Annotated in this window: 18 protein-coding genes and 2 pseudogenes; 9 read left to right on the forward strand and 11 right to left on the reverse strand. The window is 67.8% G+C overall.

Annotation, left to right across the window (positions count from 1 at the left end; all coding sequences use genetic code 11):
• Positions 1-538 (reverse strand): annotated as a pseudogene (locus ACLP25_RS15195) (TIGR00374 family protein); the annotation flags it as partial.
• Positions 539-1228: 690 nt separating this feature from the next.
• Here ACLP25_RS15195 and ACLP25_RS15200 point away from each other — a divergent pair.
• Positions 1229-1894, forward strand: coding sequence for an MlaA family lipoprotein (locus tag ACLP25_RS15200; RefSeq protein ID WP_442470024.1), 666 nt, complete (start codon positions 1229-1231; stop codon positions 1892-1894).
• A 161-nt stretch (positions 1895-2055) separates the two neighbouring features.
• Here the strand turns inward: ACLP25_RS15200 and ACLP25_RS15205 are convergent, their stop codons facing one another.
• Positions 2056-2700, reverse strand: coding sequence for a ChrR family anti-sigma-E factor (locus ACLP25_RS15205; RefSeq protein WP_442470025.1), 645 nt, complete (start codon positions 2698-2700; stop codon positions 2056-2058).
• Positions 2697-3278, reverse strand: coding sequence for a sigma-70 family RNA polymerase sigma factor (locus ACLP25_RS15210; RefSeq protein WP_442470026.1), 582 nt, complete (start codon positions 3276-3278; stop codon positions 2697-2699). The genes ACLP25_RS15205 and ACLP25_RS15210 overlap by 4 nt, the downstream gene beginning before the upstream one ends.
• 191 nt (positions 3279-3469) lie before the next feature.
• Between ACLP25_RS15210 and ACLP25_RS15215 the strand changes: the two genes are divergently transcribed.
• Together ACLP25_RS15215 and ACLP25_RS15220 are read left to right on the forward strand one after the other, a co-directional pair.
• Entirely contained in the window at positions 3470-4813 is a 1344-nt protein-coding gene (locus tag ACLP25_RS15215) for an NAD(P)/FAD-dependent oxidoreductase (protein WP_442470027.1), read from the forward strand.
• Positions 4810-5592 carry a DUF1365 domain-containing protein gene (locus ACLP25_RS15220; RefSeq protein ID WP_442470028.1) on the forward strand — a complete coding sequence of 261 codons (783 nt, stop codon included), beginning with the start codon at positions 4810-4812 and terminating at the stop codon, positions 5590-5592. Before ACLP25_RS15215 ends, ACLP25_RS15220 begins: the two co-directional genes overlap by 4 nt.
• Here ACLP25_RS15220 and ACLP25_RS15225 read toward each other — a convergent pair.
• The 5 genes from ACLP25_RS15225 to ACLP25_RS15245 form a co-directional block, all read right to left on the reverse strand.
• A complete protein-coding gene (locus ACLP25_RS15225; protein WP_442470029.1) occupies positions 5587-6309 on the reverse strand; it encodes a cytochrome c biogenesis CcdA family protein in 723 nt (240 codons plus the stop codon). The two genes, ACLP25_RS15220 and ACLP25_RS15225, sit on opposite strands and share 6 nt — an antisense overlap.
• Positions 6306-6698 carry a thioredoxin family protein gene (locus ACLP25_RS15230; RefSeq protein WP_442470030.1) on the reverse strand — a complete coding sequence of 131 codons (393 nt, stop codon included), beginning with the start codon at positions 6696-6698 and terminating at the stop codon, positions 6306-6308. Before ACLP25_RS15230 ends, ACLP25_RS15225 begins: the two co-directional genes overlap by 4 nt.
• A 63-nt stretch (positions 6699-6761) precedes the next feature.
• Positions 6762-7991 carry a class I SAM-dependent methyltransferase gene (locus ACLP25_RS15235; protein ID WP_442470031.1) on the reverse strand — a complete coding sequence of 410 codons (1230 nt, stop codon included), beginning with the start codon at positions 7989-7991 and terminating at the stop codon, positions 6762-6764.
• 125 nt (positions 7992-8116) lie between these two features.
• Positions 8117-8893, reverse strand: a complete 777-nt coding sequence (gene hutC, locus ACLP25_RS15240) for a histidine utilization repressor (protein ID WP_442470032.1) — start codon at positions 8891-8893, stop codon at positions 8117-8119.
• Between the two features lie 22 nt (positions 8894-8915).
• The gene (locus ACLP25_RS15245; protein ID WP_442470033.1) at positions 8916-10277 is read right to left on the reverse strand and encodes a formimidoylglutamate deiminase; all 1362 of its coding nucleotides are present in this window, start codon (positions 10275-10277) and stop codon (positions 8916-8918) included.
• A 77-nt stretch (positions 10278-10354) separates the two neighbouring features.
• Between ACLP25_RS15245 and hutI the strand changes: the two genes are divergently transcribed.
• The 5 genes from hutI to ACLP25_RS15270 are packed head-to-tail and all read left to right on the forward strand — an operon-like array spanning position 10355 to position 16701.
• Positions 10355-11572, forward strand: a complete 1218-nt coding sequence (hutI, locus tag ACLP25_RS15250; RefSeq protein WP_442470034.1) for an imidazolonepropionase — start codon at positions 10355-10357, stop codon at positions 11570-11572.
• A complete protein-coding gene (gene hutH, locus ACLP25_RS15255) occupies positions 11569-13104 on the forward strand; it encodes a histidine ammonia-lyase (protein WP_442470035.1) in 1536 nt (511 codons plus the stop codon). The genes hutI and hutH overlap by 4 nt, the downstream gene beginning before the upstream one ends.
• Entirely contained in the window at positions 13101-13922 is an 822-nt protein-coding gene (hutG, locus tag ACLP25_RS15260; RefSeq protein WP_442470036.1) for an N-formylglutamate deformylase, read from the forward strand. Before hutH ends, hutG begins: the two co-directional genes overlap by 4 nt.
• Positions 13923-13942: 20 nt before the next feature.
• Complete coding sequence (gene hutU, locus ACLP25_RS15265; protein ID WP_442470037.1) at positions 13943-15616, forward strand: urocanate hydratase; 1674 nt, start codon at positions 13943-13945, stop codon at positions 15614-15616.
• A gap of 41 nt (positions 15617-15657) precedes the next feature.
• The gene (locus tag ACLP25_RS15270; protein ID WP_442470038.1) at positions 15658-16701 is read left to right on the forward strand and encodes an aldo/keto reductase; all 1044 of its coding nucleotides are present in this window, start codon (positions 15658-15660) and stop codon (positions 16699-16701) included.
• 141 nt (positions 16702-16842) lie between these two features.
• Here ACLP25_RS15270 and ACLP25_RS15275 read toward each other — a convergent pair whose 3' ends face one another.
• From ACLP25_RS15275 to ACLP25_RS15285, 3 genes and pseudogenes are all read right to left on the reverse strand, one after another.
• Entirely contained in the window at positions 16843-16968 is a 126-nt protein-coding gene (locus tag ACLP25_RS15275; protein ID WP_442470039.1) for a hypothetical protein, read from the reverse strand.
• Positions 16965-17699: a hypothetical protein gene (locus ACLP25_RS15280; RefSeq protein ID WP_442470041.1), complete on the reverse strand. Its 735-nt coding sequence runs from the start codon at positions 17697-17699 to the stop codon at positions 16965-16967. The genes ACLP25_RS15275 and ACLP25_RS15280 overlap by 4 nt, the downstream gene beginning before the upstream one ends.
• Positions 17651-17827: pseudogene (locus ACLP25_RS15285) on the reverse strand (DNA topoisomerase IB); the annotation flags it as partial. The gene ACLP25_RS15280 and the pseudogene ACLP25_RS15285, both read right to left, overlap by 49 nt.
• Positions 17828-18361: 534 nt before the next feature.
• Here ACLP25_RS15285 and ACLP25_RS15290 point away from each other — a divergent pair.
• Entirely contained in the window at positions 18362-18763 is a 402-nt protein-coding gene (locus tag ACLP25_RS15290; protein WP_442470040.1) for a hypothetical protein, read from the forward strand.
• Positions 18764-19097 lie beyond the last annotated feature (334 nt).

Below are 19097 nucleotides of genomic sequence, written 5' to 3' on the forward strand. Positions count from 1 at the left end.
CCCGCGCCCAGAGCCATTTGACGACACGCGGCCCGACGCGCCGTGGCACGTGGTAGACGCGGGCGCGCGCGGGACCGGCGAGGACGGGCGCGACCGCCCCCGGCCGGCCGACGCCGCTCGCATTTCCCATCGCGGCGAGCGTCGCGAGGCCGACCATCGCGAACAGGCTTTGCGTTATCGCTTGAACCAATACGTCGACAATGACGCTCGCGGCGGAAAGAGACGCCGGCGCGCCGAGCAAGGTGAGCGCCCGCGCCCCGATCACGTCGCCGCCAACCTGCGTCATCGGCAGAAGGGCGTTGGCGCCTTCCCGCAGGAAGCGGATGGCGACGCAGGTCAGCACGCCCGGTTGGAGGCCGGGCGGAAACAGCGCGGACCATCCAAGGCCCGCGCCCGACACCGCGATTCCACGGAGCAGGCAGACGACGGCCACGCCCCAGCCCGCCGCATCGAAAGCGCGCACGACGGGTTCTGCCCCAGTCGAAAAGACCAGGGCGACGGCTGCGGCGACGCCCGCAATCCACGCAGTCTTGATCACCCAACTCATTGAGTCGGGGCCGCCCAGACAAAAAAGCCCACTACGTCCAAAACCGCTCCGCTCTCAAAATTCGCCATTGGTATTTTACCCCGATGGATTTCTGACCCCTTCCCCTTTGCTCCCGGGGAGGAAAAGTTGGCGGACCCTCGTCAATTCGTTGTCGCCGACTTCGCGCGTAACGGCAATCTCGATCATTGAAGCGCGCGACGGAGTCCTGAGCGCCAGAGGCTTATGTCGAGCGCATCCTCTCGGCGCAAGCGGCGACTTCCGCTCAGGCGGAGGCGTCGGGCGACAAATATCGGCCGCGGGACCGTCGGAAGGTCAGCTTCTGCTGGCCGCGGGGCGCTCGCCATCATCTCCGCCGACCCCCAAGCATTGGGGCGCTCGCGTCGGCCTCACCGCCGTCCTCCACGCCGGGGGCTCGACGACAGCGCTCAAACCTAAGGAACTGCGGCAAAAAAGTGACAGCCTTCTGGGCGCCTGTCTGCTAGCGTGACGAACTGGGCGGGATTCGCTGCGATTTATCGGGAACAATCGACCTGGGCTGTTCGGTCTCGACCGAACGGAGGCATTAGCGCGGGCGTGGGCGGCGATCCGAGGAGGGCAGGCAGTCGAATGGGTCGTGCTCGGCCATGTGTGATTCTGTGGGCCGCTCTGGCCCTGTCTGTCCTCGTTTCCGCATGCGCAAGCGTGCAGAGGGATGTGTCGCTGCCGGTCACTGACCCCAATGAGGCGTCAAACCGCGCGCTCTTTGGGTTCAATCAGGCGGTCCTTCATCCGCCCGCCGAAGTCGTCAAGGCTCTGACGCCGGGCCCGGTGCACGACCGACTGCACGATTTGAACGCGAATCTCCAGGAACCGCGAATTTTCGCCAACGACCTCCTTCAGCTGCGCTTCGACGCCGCGGTCAAGACGGCTGGCCGCTTCATCCTGAATTCGACGTTCGGCCTCGGCGGCCTGTTCGACGTTGCGAGCGCGGGCGGCTTGCCGCAACAGAGCGGCGATTTCGGGCAGACCCTGTTCGTGTGGGGCGTACCAGAGGGGCCCTATACGATCAGGCCCTACTACGGCCCTGCGACGGCGCGCGACGCGGTCGGCGAGACCGTCGACACGCTTGGCGACCCTGTCGCCTGGGCGCTCGGCGCGCCATTCGGTTGGCCGGCCTACGTCAGCATCGGCGGCCTCGATGCTGCGGCTCGGCTTTCCGACTTCAAGGAGGCCGAGGAAAGCTCCATCGATTTCTACAGCTTCGTGCGCTCGGCCTATTATCAGATGCGTCGCGCCGACCTGAGGGATGCGCTCGGCCTGCCCCCCATCGTCGAATCCCCTGCGACCGTCGGCGCTCCGACACGTTAGGGCATGATGTCTTCAGGCTAACCGGCGGCATCATTGCGACCATCGGCAGGGAGCCATGAAGGGATCATGCTGGTGTTTCTGATTTTTTGCAATCAAAAGCTGCGCCATGTCCATTCATGAGAGCGCCGCGAGGACGCGGGGCGAGGCGGTGGCCGCCGGGCTCACAGCCGCACGAACGGCCGTGCGATCAGGCCCCAGAAACCTTTCCAGCGCAGGACGCCCTGAATCGCGACGAGACAGACGCAGTCCTCACCGTCGTCGACATGCGGCTGATGCATCACGGTCTCGTCGCCGAGGTCGAAGTCGCCCGGGCCGAAGTGACCGCCCTCGTGGGTGAACGCGCCACGAAGAACGCACGTCATCTCGAGAGCAGTATGGGCGTGCTGCAGGAGCCGCGTATTCGGCGCCGACTTCAAAAGGAACACCCGCGTCGGCCCCGGCGCCGGCAAATGGATGGGCCGCATTGCGATCCTCGGCGCGACGTAGCGCCAGTCGCCGAACGCGTAGCGGCGCACGAAGTCGGGCAATTCATGCGGCGCGTCCGCCGTTTCGGCGGGCAGGGCGCGGGGGGCCGGAGCGGGCTCGTCGAGCCGCGCCAGAGTTTTGTCGAGCGCATCGTCGGACAGTGAAGCAGGGCTGCAACCCTCAACGATTTCGCCGCCGACGCCCTCCATCGCGCGCACCCATTCGCGACAGCGCGGGCAGGCGCGCAAGTGGGTCGCCAGGGCGACGCGCTGTCCGAGGTCGAGGACGCCTGCGGCGTGGGCGGCGAGCGTCGCCTCGTCGGGGTGATGCTCAATCGTCATGGGTCCAATTCCAGCAGGGCGCGAAGCCGCTTCATCGCGAGGCGCGCGCGCGACTTGACCGTCCCCAATGGGATCCGGAGCGTCTCGGCGATTTCCGAGTGCGCCTTGTCTTCGAAAAACGACATCTCGATCACCTTCAGTTGTTCCCTTGGCAGGGTCGACAGCGCCTCGCGAAGCCGCGCTTCCGATTGGCCGGCGGCCATCCGTTCGTCCGCCGCCGGCATTTCGTCGACCTGATATTCCGCCTCGACCTCGTCGACGCGGATCGCTCCGCCGCGGCTTTCGCGCCGGATCGCGTCGATACGCAGGTTTCGAGCGATGGTGAAGATCCAGGTCGCCGCCCCGGAGGCGGCCGGGTCGAAAAGCTGCGCCTTGCGCCAGACCGCAAGCATCGCCTCCTGGGCGATCTCCTCCGCCTGGGAGTCGCTCGCGCCTTTCCGGCGTATGAACGCCTTCACCCGCGGGGCGAAATGGTTGAAGAGCTCGGCGAAGGCGGACCTGTCCTGGCGGGTGGCGATCGAAACGATCCGCTCGGCCCAGGGGTCTCGGCCGGCTCGTCCTGGCTTTTCAACCGACATGCCGGCTCCTTTCCGGCGCCAGAGCGCAGGATCTGCAGCGGGAACGAGGAAAGCCGGATGCGCGCCCATCGCCAGTGAAACGCGGCGAAGTCCGGCCTGGATCACCGGCGCGTGATCCAAACGCGCGCCGCGCTCGTTCTTCCTTCAAGCCGCCCGGCGGGTCGGGCCCGCTGATCCCAGAGTGAACCGCCATGCCGTCACCCGACCGAATGAGAATCGCCGTCGTGGGGACCGGCGTTTCCGGGCTCTCCGCCGCCTGGCTGCTCAATCCCCGTCACGACGTAACGGTCTATGAGAAGAGCGGACGCATCGGCGGGCATTCGAACACCGTCTCCGTGCCGGTCGCCGGCGCGGAACTTCGCGTCGACACCGGCTTCATCGTCTACAATCCTGTCACCTATCCCAATTTTGTGGAACTATTGCGAGTCCTCGGCGTCGCGTCGCACGAAACGGATATGTCGTTCTCGGCCTCGCTCAATGGCGGACGGACCGAATATTCTGGTTCGGGCCTGGCGGGCCTCTTCAGCCAGCGGTCCAACCTTATCCGGCCGCGGTTCTGGAGCATGCTCATCGACCTCGCCCGCTTCTATCGCCGGGCGACACGCGACGCGCGGGCGGCCTTGAGCGACGACGCGACGCTTGGCGACTATCTCGACGCCGGCCGGTACGGCGCGGCGTTCCGACACGATCACATTCTGCCGATGGCGAGCGCGATCTGGTCGGCGGCGCCGGCCGAGATCCTCAACACCCCCGCAGCGTCGTTCGTGCGTTTCCACGATAACCATGGGCTGCTCAAGCTGACCGGACGGCCGGTCTGGCGGACCGTGGTCGGCGGCAGCCGCGAATATGTCGCGCGCCTCGCCGAGCCGCTCTCCGGCGGAATCCGGGCCGGCGTCGGAGCGGCGCGAGTGGAACGGATCGGCGGGCGTGTCGTCGTGACCGACGGGCGCGGCGAGCGCGATGTGTTCGACCAGGTCGTCTTGGCCACCCACGCCGACGAGGCGCTCGCGCTGCTCGCCGACCCGAGCCCCCGGGAACGGGCGCTGCTCGGCGCATTTCGCTACAGCCGCAACGAATCCTGGCTCCACGGCGACGAAACCTTCATGCCGCGCCGCCGCGCAGCCTGGGCGAGCTGGAACTATGTCTCCGGCTCGGCAGCGCCGGACCGGGCGCGCGTGACCTACTGGATGAATTCCCTGCAACGGCTGCCGACGCGCACGAACGTCTTCGTCACCCTCAACCCGGAGCGGCTTCCCCGAAGCGCCGTCAGGGTCGAATTCTACGACCATCCGATTTTCGACGTGGGGGCGCTCCGCGCCCAAAAGGAGCTCTGGAGCTTGCAGGGAGCCGGCGGCGTCTGGTTCTGCGGCGCGCATTTCGGCGCCGGCTTCCACGAGGACGGTTTGCAGGCGGGTCTCGCCGTCGCCGAGCAGCTCGGCGGCGTGCGACGGCCATGGCGGGTCGCAGCCGAATCGTCCCGCATCTTGATCGGTGCCGCGAGGGCCTCGTCGCCCGCGCTGGAGAAAGCGGCATGACGCCCGCCTCGGCGCTCTACTTCGGCTCCGTGTTCCATCGTCGCCTGGGCGCCGTCCCGCACCGCTTCCGCTACCGGCTGTTCTGGCTCTTCGTCGATCTCGACGAACTCAACGATTGCGGCCGGCGGCTTCGCCTGTTCTCGCACAATCGGTTCAATCTCTTCAGCCTTCACGATCGCGACCATGGCGACGGAAGCGCCCGGGCCTTGCGGGAGCAGGCGGCGGCGCTGATTCGCGAGAGCGGGATCGGCGAGGAGATCGGCGCGATCCGCCTTTTCTGCATGCCCCGCACCCTGGGTTATGCCTTCAATCCGCTCAGCGTCTATTTCTGTTACGCTCGTGACGGCGGGCTGGCGGCGCTGATCTACGAGGTGCACAACACTTTCGGCGGCCGCCACAGCTATGTGATGCCGGCCAAGACATCCGGCGCTGTGGCGCGGCAGGCTTGCGACAAGAGCTTTTTCGTCTCGCCGTTCCTCCCGATGGGCTTGCGCTACGAGTTCCAGGTTTCGCCGCCCGGTGAGTCCATTGCGATTACGATCCGCGCGGTCGGGCCGGACGGTCCCGCTTTGCGCGCGGCGCTCATCGGCCAACGCCAGTCGCTAACAGACCGGTCCCTGATGCGGGCGGCGGTATACGCGCCGTTCGTCGCGATGAAGACCATTGCCGCGATTCACTGGCAGGCGCTGCGCCTCATCATGAAGGGCGCTGTCTATCGGGGGCCGCGCACGAACGCCGGCGGGAAGCCGGTCGCCGATCGGGCGCTCGGAACGTCATAGCGCGGCGGCCGCGTTCGCGAGCCAGTCCGGCATCGCGGCGATCATCGCCGTTTCGATCGCGTGATCGAGACCGGTCAGGATGAGCGCCCCGAACGCAACCAGAGACAGACCGAAGGCGAAGCGGCCGCGGCTCGCGGCCGCGACCGTCTTCGCCTTCATTCTCGCGGCGAGGCGGCCGAAGCCGAAACCGACTCCAAGGAGCGCTGCCGCAGCGCCGAGGGCATAGACGAACATCGTCAGCATCCCCGCCGCGAGCGAGCCGCGACCGGCGGCGAGCGCGAAGGCGGCGCCGAGCGTCGGCCCCGCGCACGGCGCCCACGCAAGAGCCAGCACGCCGCCCGCAGCGGCCTGGCCGATAAGGCCGCCATTCGGCATTCGATCGCTGAGACTCTGGGAAGCGGCGCCGAGGCCTGCGAGAGCCATCTCGATCCTGTCAGCCGCCTTGGGCACGATCAGAACGAGCCCCATCGCGATCATGACCGCAGCCGACGCGGCGCGGAGCCCGGTGATCGCGCCGATCTCGACGCCGAGCGCGGCCAGCGCGCCGCCGACAATGGCGAAGGACGCCGCGAGTCCCGCCGCCAGGGCGAACGGGCCACGCGGATCGTCCGCGCGCGCCGCGGCGACGACGATCGGCGCCAGCGGCAATATGCAGGGACTGAGGATCGCCAACAGGCCCGCCGCAAAGGCGAGCGGCAGCGCGGCGATCAAGCTCACATCGCCGCCTTCAGCACGTCGACGACCGAGCTCTTGGTCACGCCCCAGGACATCCGTGCGACCTCCTTGCCGCCCTTGTAGGCGATCACGGTCGATCGCGGACAGTCGAGCTTCGCCACGACATCCTTCTGGTTGTCGTAATCGACCCGGAAGAACGTCACGCCCCGGAACGCTGGATCGTCTTTCAGGCCGTCCAGGTAGGAGGCCTGGATGTGGCACTGGAGGCACCAGGGCGCATAGACATGAACGACGACGGGCTTGCCGGAGGCGACCGCCTTCTCAACCCTGGCGGCGTCGTAGGGCAGAAACTCGGAGGCCTCAGCCGGAGCGCACGACGCCCCGATCAAGGCCCCCATCATGACGATCGCCGATCTGCGCGTGATGATCATCGATCTCACCTCCCTGTCCATTTTTGTCGAACGGCGCCGCAGCGCGGCTCAAAGCCCTCTCCCTCAACCATGCTCCATCGCAATGAGGCTGACATCGATTGTTCCCTCCGCGAAGCCGGCTTCGCAATAGGCGAGGTAGTAGTCCCACAGTCGACGGAATCGCTCGTCGAAGCCGAGGGCCGCCGCCTCGGGCCAGCGGGCATGGAAGCGCCGGCGCCACTCGGCGAGCGTTCGCGCATAGGAGCGCCCGAAGCGCTCGGCGGCGACGATCTTAAGTCCCGCCCGCGCCGCCTGCGCCTCGATCGCGGAACGCGTCGGCAAAAATCCGCCGGGAAAGACGTGCTTCTGAATGAAATCGGGATTGCGGCGGTAGTATCCGAAATCGGCCTCGCCAATCGTGATTGCCTGAACGACCGCCCGCCCGCCCGCTCGCAGCGAACCGGCGAGCGTCCCGAAATAGGCCGGCCAGTGGGACTCGCCGACCGCCTCGATCATCTCGATCGACGCGATTCGGTCGAATTCGCCGCGGACGTCGCGATAGTCCTGCAAGCGAAAGTCGATCCGATGATCGAGACCCGCCGCGGCGGCGCGGCTCGCTGCGAGTTCGAGCTGAGCGGGCGAGAGGGTGATCGCGGTGACCCCGGCGTTCTTCGTTTCCGCCAGATGCATGGCGAGCGCTCCCCAGCCGCAGCCGATCTCGAGCACGCTCTCGCCGCCGTCCAGTGCGAGCAGCTCTATGACGCGGTCCAGCTTTCGCGCCTGAGCGGTTTCGAGATTGGGCGTCTCCTCGGTCCAGATCGCGGAGGAATATTGCATCGTCGGATCGAGCCAGAGCGCGTAGAAGGCGTTGCCCAAGTCGTAATGGGCCATGATGTTGCGCCGGCTGCCCCGGCGCGTGTTGACGCGCAGGAGATGCTTGAGACGGTTCGCGATGCGGATGACGGCGGTCCCGCTCGTCACCGCGCGAAGGGCGTCGCCATTGTGGGCCGCCAGACGGAGAAGCGCGACGATATCGGGACTCGTCCAGTCGCGGTCGATATAAGCCTCGGCGAAGCCGATGTCGCCGCCGAGCGCGAGGCGGCGAAGCGCGCGCCATCGTTCGAGGACGACGGTCGCTTGCAACCCCCCATCGTCGCCACCCGAGGTCAAGAGGCCGCCGTTCGGGAACCGGACGCGGAGACGCCCGCCCTGCAACCTTGCGAGCACAGGGGCGACGAAACCGGCACGGGGCGACGCGCTCGCTTCCTCGGCAACGCAAGAGACCGGGATATCGACGTCGTTGACGTGAGTCATGCGCTCCGTTCCGTCCGATGGGGACTGCCTGCAAGTCATACGGGGGGAGTCCACGGCCGGTTCACGGGCGCCGGGAGGAAATTTGGTCTCCCGACGCGGGGAACTCAGGCTCGCTGCGATCGCGTTCAGCTTTTCGACGGCGTGAAGCTGGCGACGAGCTCATGGGCGCCGGCCGGATAGGCGAGCGTGACTTGCGTGACCGGCTGGCCCCCGAGCCAGGTTCGCCGCTCGACGACGAGACAGGGCGCCCCCTCGGCGATGCGCAAGGCGCCGGCGATCACACGGTCCGAGCCCGCCGCGCGGATGCGATGCTCAGCGGTCGTCCAGGGCTGTTGCACCGAAAGCCACGCTCCGGGCGACAAGGCTGCAAAGGGTTCGTCGGCGGCCGACGGGACGGCGGCGAGATTGATGAGCCGGTCCTCGTAGCAGAACGGCCGCTCGCCGGCGTCGTGGCGGCAGGCGACTGCGAGCAGCGGCGCCCCGGCGACCGCATCGATGCGGCCGCGATCCGCCCGCGTCGCCCGGCGCCTCTTCCGCGCCAGCACCTCGAAGCGATAGGGCAGGCCGAGCGCGGCGACCTCGGAGGCGATGTCGCGGATTTCGAGCAGCGCAAACTGGCTCACGGGGCGCGTCACGAAGCTGCCGGCCTTGCGGCGCCGCTCGATGAGGCCTGCGCGGGCGAGCTCGGTCAGCGCCTTGCTGACGGTCATGCGCGAGCAGCGGTAAAGTTCGGTCAGCTCGTGCTCGTAGGGAATCCGGCGCCCGGGCGGCCATTCCCCGCCGAGGATCTTGGCTTCGATCTCGGCGATGATCCGGCTGTGCAGCGAGGGGACGCCGTGCGGCCGATCGTGGGCGCGGCGAGCGATGACCGTCGCCGCGTCATCTCCGGAATGCGCATTCATCGCCCCTCCCTTCGCCGCCCCTTTAGGCGCCGGTCGCGGCGGCGAGACGTCTGAGAGCTTCGCCGAACCGCGCCGCAATCGCCTCGCGGCGCGCATGCCGTCCCCCGCTCACGACCCTGCGGCCGCTGCTCCAGACGCCGTCGACGAGATCGCGCGAGCCTCCGAAAATCCACGCGTCGAGAATTTCATCGTCGGCGCGGCCGGCGACGAGCGGCGAATCGCCGTTCAGCGATACGATATCGGCCGCGGCGCCGGGCGCGAGTTGGCCTGCGGGTCGGGCGAGCGCTTGCGCCCCGCCCGCCGCTGCGCCGGCAAAGAGCGCCGCGCCCGTGGACCCTCCGCGCCGCGCGCAAACGTTTCGCGCGCTGATCGTGAGCCGCTGTCCATATTCGAGCATCCGCAGTTCGCCCGCGACCGTGATCTCGACGTTCGAATCCGTGCCGACGCCGAACCTTCCGGCCGCATCCAGAAATGAGCGCGCCGGAAACACGCCGTCGCCGAGATTGGCCTCGGTGATCGGGCAGAGGCCCGCAACCGCGCCTGAGCGCGCGAGAGCGAGACCTTCCCGTTCGTCGACATGCGTCGCGTGAACGAGGCACCAGCGGGCGTCGACCTCGGCGTGATCGAGCAGCCATTGAACCGGACGCACGCCGGACCACGCCACGCAGGCGTCGACTTCTCCGGTCTGCTCGGCGATGTGAATGTGGACCGGCGCATCGTCGGCGAGCGCGACGACGCCAGCGAGCTCATTTGGAGTCGCGGCGCGCAGCGAATGCGGCGCCACGCCCACGCGGGCAGAGGACCCGAGCGCGCGGCGGCAGTCGGCGACGAGCGCGGCGTACGAATCAAGATCGTTGACGAAGCGGCGCTGCTCTACGAGCGCGGGCGCGCCGCCGAAGCCGGAGCGCGCATAGAACACCGGAAGAAGCGTGAGCCCGAGACCCGCCTCGGCCGCGGCCGCGCCGATCCGTTCCGCCATTTCGGCCCGGTTGGCGTAGGGCGCGCCGGAGACGTCGTGGTGGAGGTAATGGAACTCGGCGACGGCGCCGTAGCCCGCCTCCAGCATCTCGACATAGGCCTGAGCGGCGATCGCCTCGACGTCGTCCGGAGTGACCGCGAGCGCGAAGCGGTACATCGTGTCGCGCCAGGTCCAAAAACTGTCGGCCGCCTCGCCGCGCTTTTCGGTCAGGCCCGCCATGGCGCGCTGGAAGGCGTGCGAATGCAGGTTGCCGATCGCCGGGACCCCGATCCCGCAGCGCTCGTCGCCGGCCTCGCGAGCCGCGTCGCGCTCGACCGACGCAATCGTCCCGCCATCAATGCGAATCCGCACGTTCGTGGCCCAGCCTTCGGGAATCAGCGCCCGCTCGAAATGCAGCGTCGTCATCGGCCTCCCGCCGCACTTGACTTGAATATGTCTATACATTAAAAAATCCAAAAGGCCAAGAGGCGAGGCGCGCGGCCATGACGGCGGACAGGGAGACGACGATCTGGCGGAACGCCCGGCTCGCGACCTTCGTGAAAGGCGCTCCCGGCCTCGGCGTCGTCGAGCCCGGCGCGATCGTCGCGCACGGCCGCCGCATCGTCTTCGCCGGCCTTGAGCACGATGCGCGGCGGGCGCGGAACAGCGCGCGGATCGTCGACTGCGAGGGCCGCTGGATCACGCCGGGGCTGATCGACTGCCACACCCATCTCGTCTACGCGGGCAGCCGCGCGGCCGAGTTCGAGGCGCGCCTCGCCGGCGCAAGCTACGAGGATATCGCCCGGGCAGGGGGCGGCATCGCCTCGACTGTCCGCGCAACGCGCGCTGCGAGCGAGGACGAACTCGTCCGCCAGTCGCTGCCGCGCCTCGATGCGCTTCTCGCCGAGGGCGTCACGACCGTCGAGATCAAGTCCGGCTACGGCCTCGATCTTGCGACCGAGCGCAAGATGCTGCGCGCGGCCCGCCGTCTCGCCGAAGGCCGTCGCGTCGAGGTGCGCGCGACCTTTCTCGGCGCGCACGCGTTGCCGCCCGAATTCGCAGAGAACCGCGCGGGCTATGTCGCAGAGGTCGCGGACGCGATGCTGCCGGCGCTCGCGGCTGAGGGGCTCGTGGATGCGGTCGACGGATTCTGCGAGGGCGTCGCCTTCTCGCGCCAAGAGATGCGTCGCGTGTTCGTGCGCGCGAAAAGCCTCGGGCTGCCGGTCAAGCTGCACGCCGAGCAGCTGTCGAACTCAGGCGGCGCCGCGCTTGCGGCGGAATTCGGCGCCCTTTCCGCCGAACATCTCGAATATGCGAGTGAGGAAGACGCCGCGGCGATGGCGCGCGCCGGCGTCGTTGCGACGCTCGCGCCCGGCGCGTTTTACATGCTGCGCGAAACCAAAGTCCCGCCGATCGACCTATTCCGCCGTTACGGCGTGCCGATGGCGGTCTCGACCGACTGCAACCCCGGCACTTCGCCGATGACCTCGCTCCTGCTCGCGCTCAACATGGCGGCGACGCTTTTCCGCCTGACCGTCGAGGAGTGCCTCGCCGGCATCACGCTGAACGCCGCGCGCGCGCTCGGGCTCGAGGCCAGCGCCGGCTCGCTCGAACCCGGCAAATGGGCGGATCTCGCCATCTGGGACATCGAGCGTCCTGCGGAGCTCGTCTACCGGCTCGGGTTCAATCCGTTGCACGCCCGAGTCTGGAGGGGACGATGACGATTCGTCTCATCGCAGGGTCAGCCTCGCTCGCCGACTGGCGCGCGATTCTTGCCGGAGCGGACGTCATCCTCGACCCCGAGAGCGCTCAGCGCGTCGCGGCCGGCGCGGCGGCGGTCGAGCGCATCATCGCGCGCGGCGAGCCGGTCTATGGCGTGAACACCGGGTTCGGCAAGCTCGCCCATGTGCGCATCGCCGACGCCGACCTCGTCAGGCTGCAACGCAACATCGTGCTCTCGCACGCCGCCGGCGTCGGCGAGCCGACGTCGGTCGCCGCGACCCGGCTCATGATGGCGCTGAAACTCGGCTCGCTCGCGCAGGGCGCGTCGGGCGTGCGCACCGAGACGCTCGCGCTCCTCGAAGCGATGCTCGCGCGCGGTGTCACGCCTGTCGTTCCGGCGCAGGGGTCGGTCGGCGCCTCCGGCGATCTCGCGCCGCTCGCGCACATGACCGCGGCGATGATCGGCGTCGGCGAGGCGCGCTTCGAGGGCGAGGTTTTGCCGGCGGCGGCGGCGCTCGAGCGCGCAGCGCTCGGCCCTTGCGAGCTCGGCCCGAAGGAAGGACTCGCGTTTCTGAACGGCACGCAATTCTCGACCGCGCATGCGCTCGCCGGCCTGTTCGAAGTCGAGAAAGTGTTTCGCGCCGCGCTCGTCACGGGCGCGCTTTCGACCGACGCGGCGCGCGGCTCCGACGCGCCGTTCGACCCGCGCATCGTCGCGTTGCGCCGGCATCGCGGGCCGCGCGAGGTCGCCGCGACCCTCGCTGCGCTGATGGCCGGCAGCGCAATTCGAGAATCCCATCGCAGCGACGATCCGCGCGTGCAGGATCCCTATTGCCTGCGCTGCCAGCCCCAGGTGATGGGCGCGTGTCTCGACCTCTTGCGCCAGGCCGCAGCGACGCTCGCCGACGAAGCCAACGCCGTTTCCGACAATCCGCTGATCTTTCCGGAGGACGACGCGGCGCTGTCGGGCGGCAACTTCCACGCCGAGCCGGTCGCCTTTGCGGCCGACATGATCGCGATGGCGGTGTGCGAGATCGGCTCGCTCGCTGAGCGGCGCATTGCCATGCTGGTCGACCCCGCGCTCTCGGGCCTGCCCGCGTTCCTGACGCCGCGTCCGGGCCTCAACTCCGGCTTCATGATCCCCCAGGTCACCGCCGCGGCGCTCGTCTCCGAGAACAAGCAGAGCGCCTATCCCGCGAGCGTCGACTCGATCCCGACCTCCGCCAACCAGGAAGACCACGTGTCGATGGCCGCGCACGGCGCTCGCCGCCTCTTTGCGATGGCTGAGAACGCCGCTCATGTCGTGGCGATCGAGGCGCTCGCTTCGGCTCAGGCGATCGAGTTCCACGCGCCGCTGACATCGAGCGCCGCGCTCGAAGCCGTGCGCGCGCGCCTGCGCCGCGACGCGCCGCGGCTCGAAGACGACCGCTACCTCCATCCCGACATCGCCGCCGCCGCTGCGCTCATCGCCTCGCGCGAACTCGTCGCGGCGGCGGGCGACATCCACTGGCCGGAGCTCGACGCTGCGTGACCCTGGACTGGCTCCGCATCGAGCGCCGCGACGCGCCGCTCGTCATCAGCATCCCGCACGCTGGGACGGAGCTCGCCGGCTACGAGCCGCGCTTCGTCAGCCCCTGGACCGCGCGGCGCGACGCCGACTGGCATATCCCGGCGCTTTACGACTTCGCCGATTCCTTCGGGGCGACGATCGTGCGGACCGCGATGTCGCGCTCGATCATCGACGTGAACCGCAACCCCGACGGCGTCTCGCTCTATCCCGGGCAGGCGACGACGGAGCTCTGCCCGACGACGACATTCGACGGCGAGCCGCTTTATCGTGAAGGCGCGGCGCCGAACGAGGCCGAGATCGCCGAGCGCCGCGCGCTCTACTACGCGCCCTATCACGAAGCGCTCACGAGCGAGATCGCCCGTCTGCGCCAGACGCATGCGCGCGTGGCCCTCTACGACGCCCATTCGATCCGCTCCGTCATTCCGCGTCTCTTCGACGGCGAGCTGCCGGTCTTCAACCTGGGCACGAATGCCGGGCGCAGCTGCTCTTCCGCTTTGCGCGACCGGCTCGCCGCGACGCTGGCCGCGAGCGGCCAGAGCTGCGCGATCGACGGCCGCTTCAAGGGCGGCTGGATCACCCGCGATTTCGGCCGCCCCGAGACCGGCGTCGAGGCGGTGCAGCTCGAACTCGCCTGCCGCGCCTATATGATCGAGCCGGCTCAGCCTTGGCCGGACAATTGGCCGACCGCGATCGACGACATCGCCGCGGCGCCGACCCGCGCGACGCTGCGCGAACTCCTGAACGTCCTCATCGACTGGACGTCGCGCCGCAATCCCTGAACGCCTGCGAAGGAACCGCCATGGCTCTCCAATCCCGCCTCGACAACATGCGCAGGATCCGCGCGCCGCACGGACCCGAGCGCACGGCGAAGAGCTGGCTCACCGAAGCGCCCTTGCGCATGCTGATGAACAACCTCGATCCCGACGTCGCCGAGCGGCCGGGAGAGCTCGTCGTCTACGGCGGCATCGGCCGCGCGGCGCGCGACTGGAACGCCTTCGACAAAATCGTCGAAACGCTGCGCCGGCTGGAGGCGGACGAGACGCTGCTCGTACAGTCGGGCAAGCCCGTCGGCGTGTTCAAGACGCACGCCGATGCGCCGCGCGTGCTGATCGCCAACTCCAATCTCGTGCCGCGCTGGGCGACCTGGGATCATTTCCACGAGCTCGATCGCAAGGGCCTGATGATGTACGGCCAGATGACGGCCGGGTCGTGGATCTACATCGGCTCGCAAGGCATCGTGCAGGGCACATACGAGACCTTCGTCGAGATGGGCCGGCGCCATTACGGCGGATCGCTGAAGGGCCGCTGGATTTTGACCGCGGGCCTCGGCGGTATGGGCGGCGCGCAGCCGCTGTCGGCGACTTTTGCCGGCGCCTCGATGCTGGCGGTCGAGTGCCGGCCGTCGAGCATCGATTTCCGCCTGCGCACCGGCTATCTGGACGTCGCCGCCAAAACGCTCGACGAGGCGCTCACAATCGTCGAGCGATCGGTCAAGACGGAGAAGCCCGTCTCGGTCGGCCTGATCGGCAACGCCGCCAACGTGCTCCCTGAACTCGTGCGGCGCGGCGTCAGGCCCGACGTTGTCACCGACCAGACGTCGGCCCACGATCCGGTCAACGGCTATCTGCCGAAGGGCTGGACGCTGGAGCAGTGGGAGGAGAAGCGTGCAAGCGATCCCAAGGCGGTCGAACGCGCGGCCCGTGCGTCGATGGCCGAGCACGAGCGCGCGATGCTCGACTTTTTCCATGCCGGCGTCCCCACCGTCGACTACGGCAACAACATCCGTCAGATGGCGTTCGAGGATGGAGTCAAGGACGCCTTCGACTTCCCGGGCTTCGTGCCTGCCTACATCCGCCCGCTGTTCTGCCGCGGCGTCGGGCCGTTCCGCTGGGCCGCGCTGTCGGGCGACCCGGAGGACATTTTTCGCACGGACGCGAAGGTGAAGGCGCTCATCCCCAACAATCCACATCTCCACAACTGGCTCGACATGGCCCGCGCCCGGATCAAGTTCCAGGGGCTGCCGGCGCGCATCTGCTGGGTGGGCCTCGGCGACCGCCACCGGCTCGGCCTCGCCTTCAACGATATGGTGGCCACGGGCGAACTGAAGGCGCCGATCGTGATCGGGCGCGACCACCTCGACTCCGGCTCGGTCGCCTCGCCGAACCGCGAGACGGAGGCGATGAGGGACGGCTCCGACGCCGTCTCCGACTGGCCGCTCTTGAACGCGCTCTTGAACTGCGCCACGGGCGCGACATGGGTGTCGCTGCATCACGGCGGCGGCGTCGGCATGGGCTTTTCCCAGCACGCGGGGATGGTGGTCGTCGCCGACGGAACGCCGGAGGCCGCGCGACGCGTGGCGCGCGTCCTGTGGAACGACCCAGCGACCGGCGTCATGCGCCACGCGGACGCAGGCTACGAGGAAGCAATTGCTTGCGCGAAGGAGAAGGGGCTGGATCTGCCGAGCCTGGGGTGAATATTCTGCCGCGCGGAGAAGCGTGCAACAGGCGAACGACCTTGGACCACAATCGACTTGGCCATTCCGGCTTGCGCGTGCCGGCGCTCAGCTTCGGCGCCGCCACTTTCGGCGGCGGCAATGCGTTCTTCAAGGCTTGGGGGTCGACGGATGCAGCCGGCGCGTCGCGGCTCGTCGACATTTGCCTCGACCATGGGGTGAGCCTCTTCGATACGGCCGACGTCTATTCCAACGGCCTCTCCGAACAGATTCTTGGCGAGGCCATCAAGGGCAAGCGCAACCGCCTGCTCATCTCCACCAAGGCGACCTTTCCGATGGGCGAGGGGCCCAACGACTACGGCTCGTCGCGCCAGCACATCCTCGAGTCGGTGGACGGGTCGCTGAAGCGACTCGGCGTCGACACCATCGACATTTTCCAGTTGCACGGGCAGGACACCAACACGCCGGTCGAAGAGACGCTTTCGACGCTGGATCAGCTCGTGCGCTCGGGCAGGGTGCGCTACATCGGTTGCTCGAATTTTTCCGGCTGGCATCTCATGAAGTCGCTCGCGGTCTCGGACCGCTACGGCTACGCCCGCTATGTCGTGCACCAGGCCTACTACTCGTTGCTGAATCGCGACTACGAATGGGAGCTTTTGCCGCTCGGCCTCGACCAGGGCGTCGGCGCGCTGGTCTGGAGTCCGCTCGGCTGGGGGAAGCTCACCGGCAAGATTCGACGCGGGCGGCCGCCGCAACCGGGCACCCGCGCTCACGCCATTCCGGAGACCGGACCCCGCTATGACGAGGAGAGCCTGTTCGCGATCGTCGACGCGCTCGACGCGGTCGCCGCCGAAACGGGCAAGACCGTGCCCCAGATTGCGCTGAACTGGCTTTTGACCCGCCCGACCGTCTCGAGCCTCATCATCGGCGCGCGCGACGAGCAGCAACTGATCGAGAACATTGGCGCGATCGGTTGGACGCTGACGCCGGCGCAGTCGGTCAAGCTCGACAAGGCAAGCGAGGTCGACTCGCCTTATCCCGTTTGGCACCAGCGCCAAACGCCGATGCTCAATGAGCGGACCGCACGCGGCGGACCGCCGTTCTAAGCAGGCGAATGAAAAGGCGCCGGGGAAACCCTCTCCCCGCGAGCGGGGATAGGGAAGGGTGATGGGCCTGGGTGATTGGCCGCCGCCGGTTGTCGCCCGGCCCCTTCCCGGCCTTCTCCCCGCGTGCGGGGAGAAGGGGCCCTATCGAGCGGCGCCTTCGGCGGCGTGCAACATCGCCAGCACCGCCGCCTCCTCGGGCCTGAGGTCGGTCGCGCCGTCTTCCGCGATCTCGAGATTGAACCTCAGCTCCAGATAGGCGCCGGTCACGGACGGGTGGATGTAGGACTTGCGGCAGATCGTAGGGGTTTTGCCGAGCGCCGCGGCCACACGGGGACGAGCGCCGCGCGAAGCGCCTTCTTCGCCTGCCGTTCGCTCTGCGTCGCCTCCGCCTCATGGAGATGCCGCGCCATCATGACCGTGCCGGCCCAGGTGTGAAAGTCCTTGGCGGTGACGTCGTAGCCGGCGATTTCGCGCAGAGAGTCGTTGACGTCGTCCGACGAGACGCCGGGCAATTCCTTGTCCTCGTCGAAGTATTGCAAGAGGTCCTGCCCCGGCAACTCCTGGCCGGCGCGCAAAATCCTGGCGACCCGTCGGTCGCACATGGCGAGCGACCATTGCTTGCCGCTCTTGCCGGCGAACTGGAAACGGATTTCCGAGCCGTCCACCGCGACATGATCTGACCTCAGCGTGGGGAGGCCAAAACTCTGGTTGGCCTTGGCGTATTCGTCGTTGCCGACCCGGATGAGCGTCGTCTCCAAGAGATGCACGACGGTGGCCAGAACCCTTCGCCGCGGCAGGCCGCTGAGCGCCATGTGCTCGGCGACCGTGGCGCGAATGGCGGGCAGCGCCTTGGCGAACTCACGCATGAGCTCGAACTTCGCCTGGCGCGCGCCGCGCGATAGTCCGCGTGGTAGCGGTATTGCTTGCGGCCCTCGGCGTCGCGCCCGGTGGCCTGGATGTGGCCGGCGGCGCTGGGGTAGATCCGGACGTCGGTCCAGGCGGACGGAATCACGAGCGCGCGGATGCGCTCGAGAACCCTCGTATCCGTGATGCGCCTGGCCTTGGCGTCGAAATAGACGAAGCCTTTGCCCGCGCGCCTGCGGCGGATCGCCGGTGCGCGGCCGATGGCCTATAAGCGATTGTTTTCACACGATTTCCAAAAAGAGCCGGCGATCTACGGTTGAGCCTACGTTCATGAAAAAGGCCGCATGGTCGCCCCCAACGGCGATCGCGCCCAGCGCGATCATTTGACGTCGCCCTTCATCGCCGAGTGAGCCCTCGCGCCCGTCGACGTCGAGTATGCGCGCGGTTGCTGCCTCACCCTCGAAAGAAGGATGGAGCTCACCCTTTCGCGCGCTTGTCCCTCGCCTCGGCCCGATATCTAATTGTTGATGCTGTTAGGGCGATTTGCGGGCGACCGCAAAAAAGGATCGCGGCCCGGCGGAGGGAAGAAGCCGAACCCGAGGGGATTCCAGTCGCGGGGTCGCGCCGTCCAATGGTGTCGATCGCGGATGTGCCGGCGGCAGCTCGTGAGAGGCGGTGTCTCCCGACGGACGCCCTTCCCCGACCCCAAGTTGAGCGGCTCAGATGCTCCGCACGTCTGGTCCGCTCGGTTTATCGTCGCGCGCGGCCACTGGTAAGCCCGGCAGGGCAAGAGGGCATGATGCATTATATTCTTTTCGTCCTCGCATTCATTTGTACCGCTCTATTGTGGGGCGTCGTGACGATCGTCGTGGACACCTACTGGCCAGCCGGTCACGAAGACTCCAGGCAGCGCGTTACGGCGGTCATCGATGCCCCTCCGATGCCGCATGCCGCATTGCCGTTAGGGATCATCCCCCTCATCGACCGCAACGAAAATCTCGCTGTCGACGTGTTGATCAACGGAACCGTCCTCGCTCGGGTGGTCATTGATTCCGGCGCCACGAGCGTCGTCGTCTCGCGATCAATCGCACAGGTCTTGGAGGTCAACGGAATCGCTCCAGAAAAGCGTTTTCCTCGGTCGAGCCAAGGTTCCGGCTGGCCGATAACAAAGAGATTGACGCCACCATCGTCATGCTAAAATCGCTTGAACGTCGGCAACAGTACCGTCCACAATGTCCAAGTCGACATTTCATCGTCGGACGCAGCCGACATGCTGCTCGGGGCCGGCGCGCGTTCAAAAAGCTGCGGCATAGGAGCCGACAACATATGGGCGCTTACGGCGTAACCTGTTGGCTGGACGAATGCGGACATCTTCAACGGGTGCGCCCAAAGCCGTCATGGCCGGGCTTCTCCCGGAAATCCACGTAACACCGGCGCTATTTGCGATGCGCTTAGACTATTCAACTTTATCGGCCGCCTAACGGGAAGGTGCGGTGATCGCGTGGATGGCCGGGACAAGCCCGGCCATGACG

The sequence above is a fragment of the Roseiarcus sp. genome (assembly GCF_052145395.1).
Classification (GTDB): domain Bacteria; phylum Pseudomonadota; class Alphaproteobacteria; order Rhizobiales; family Beijerinckiaceae; genus Roseiarcus.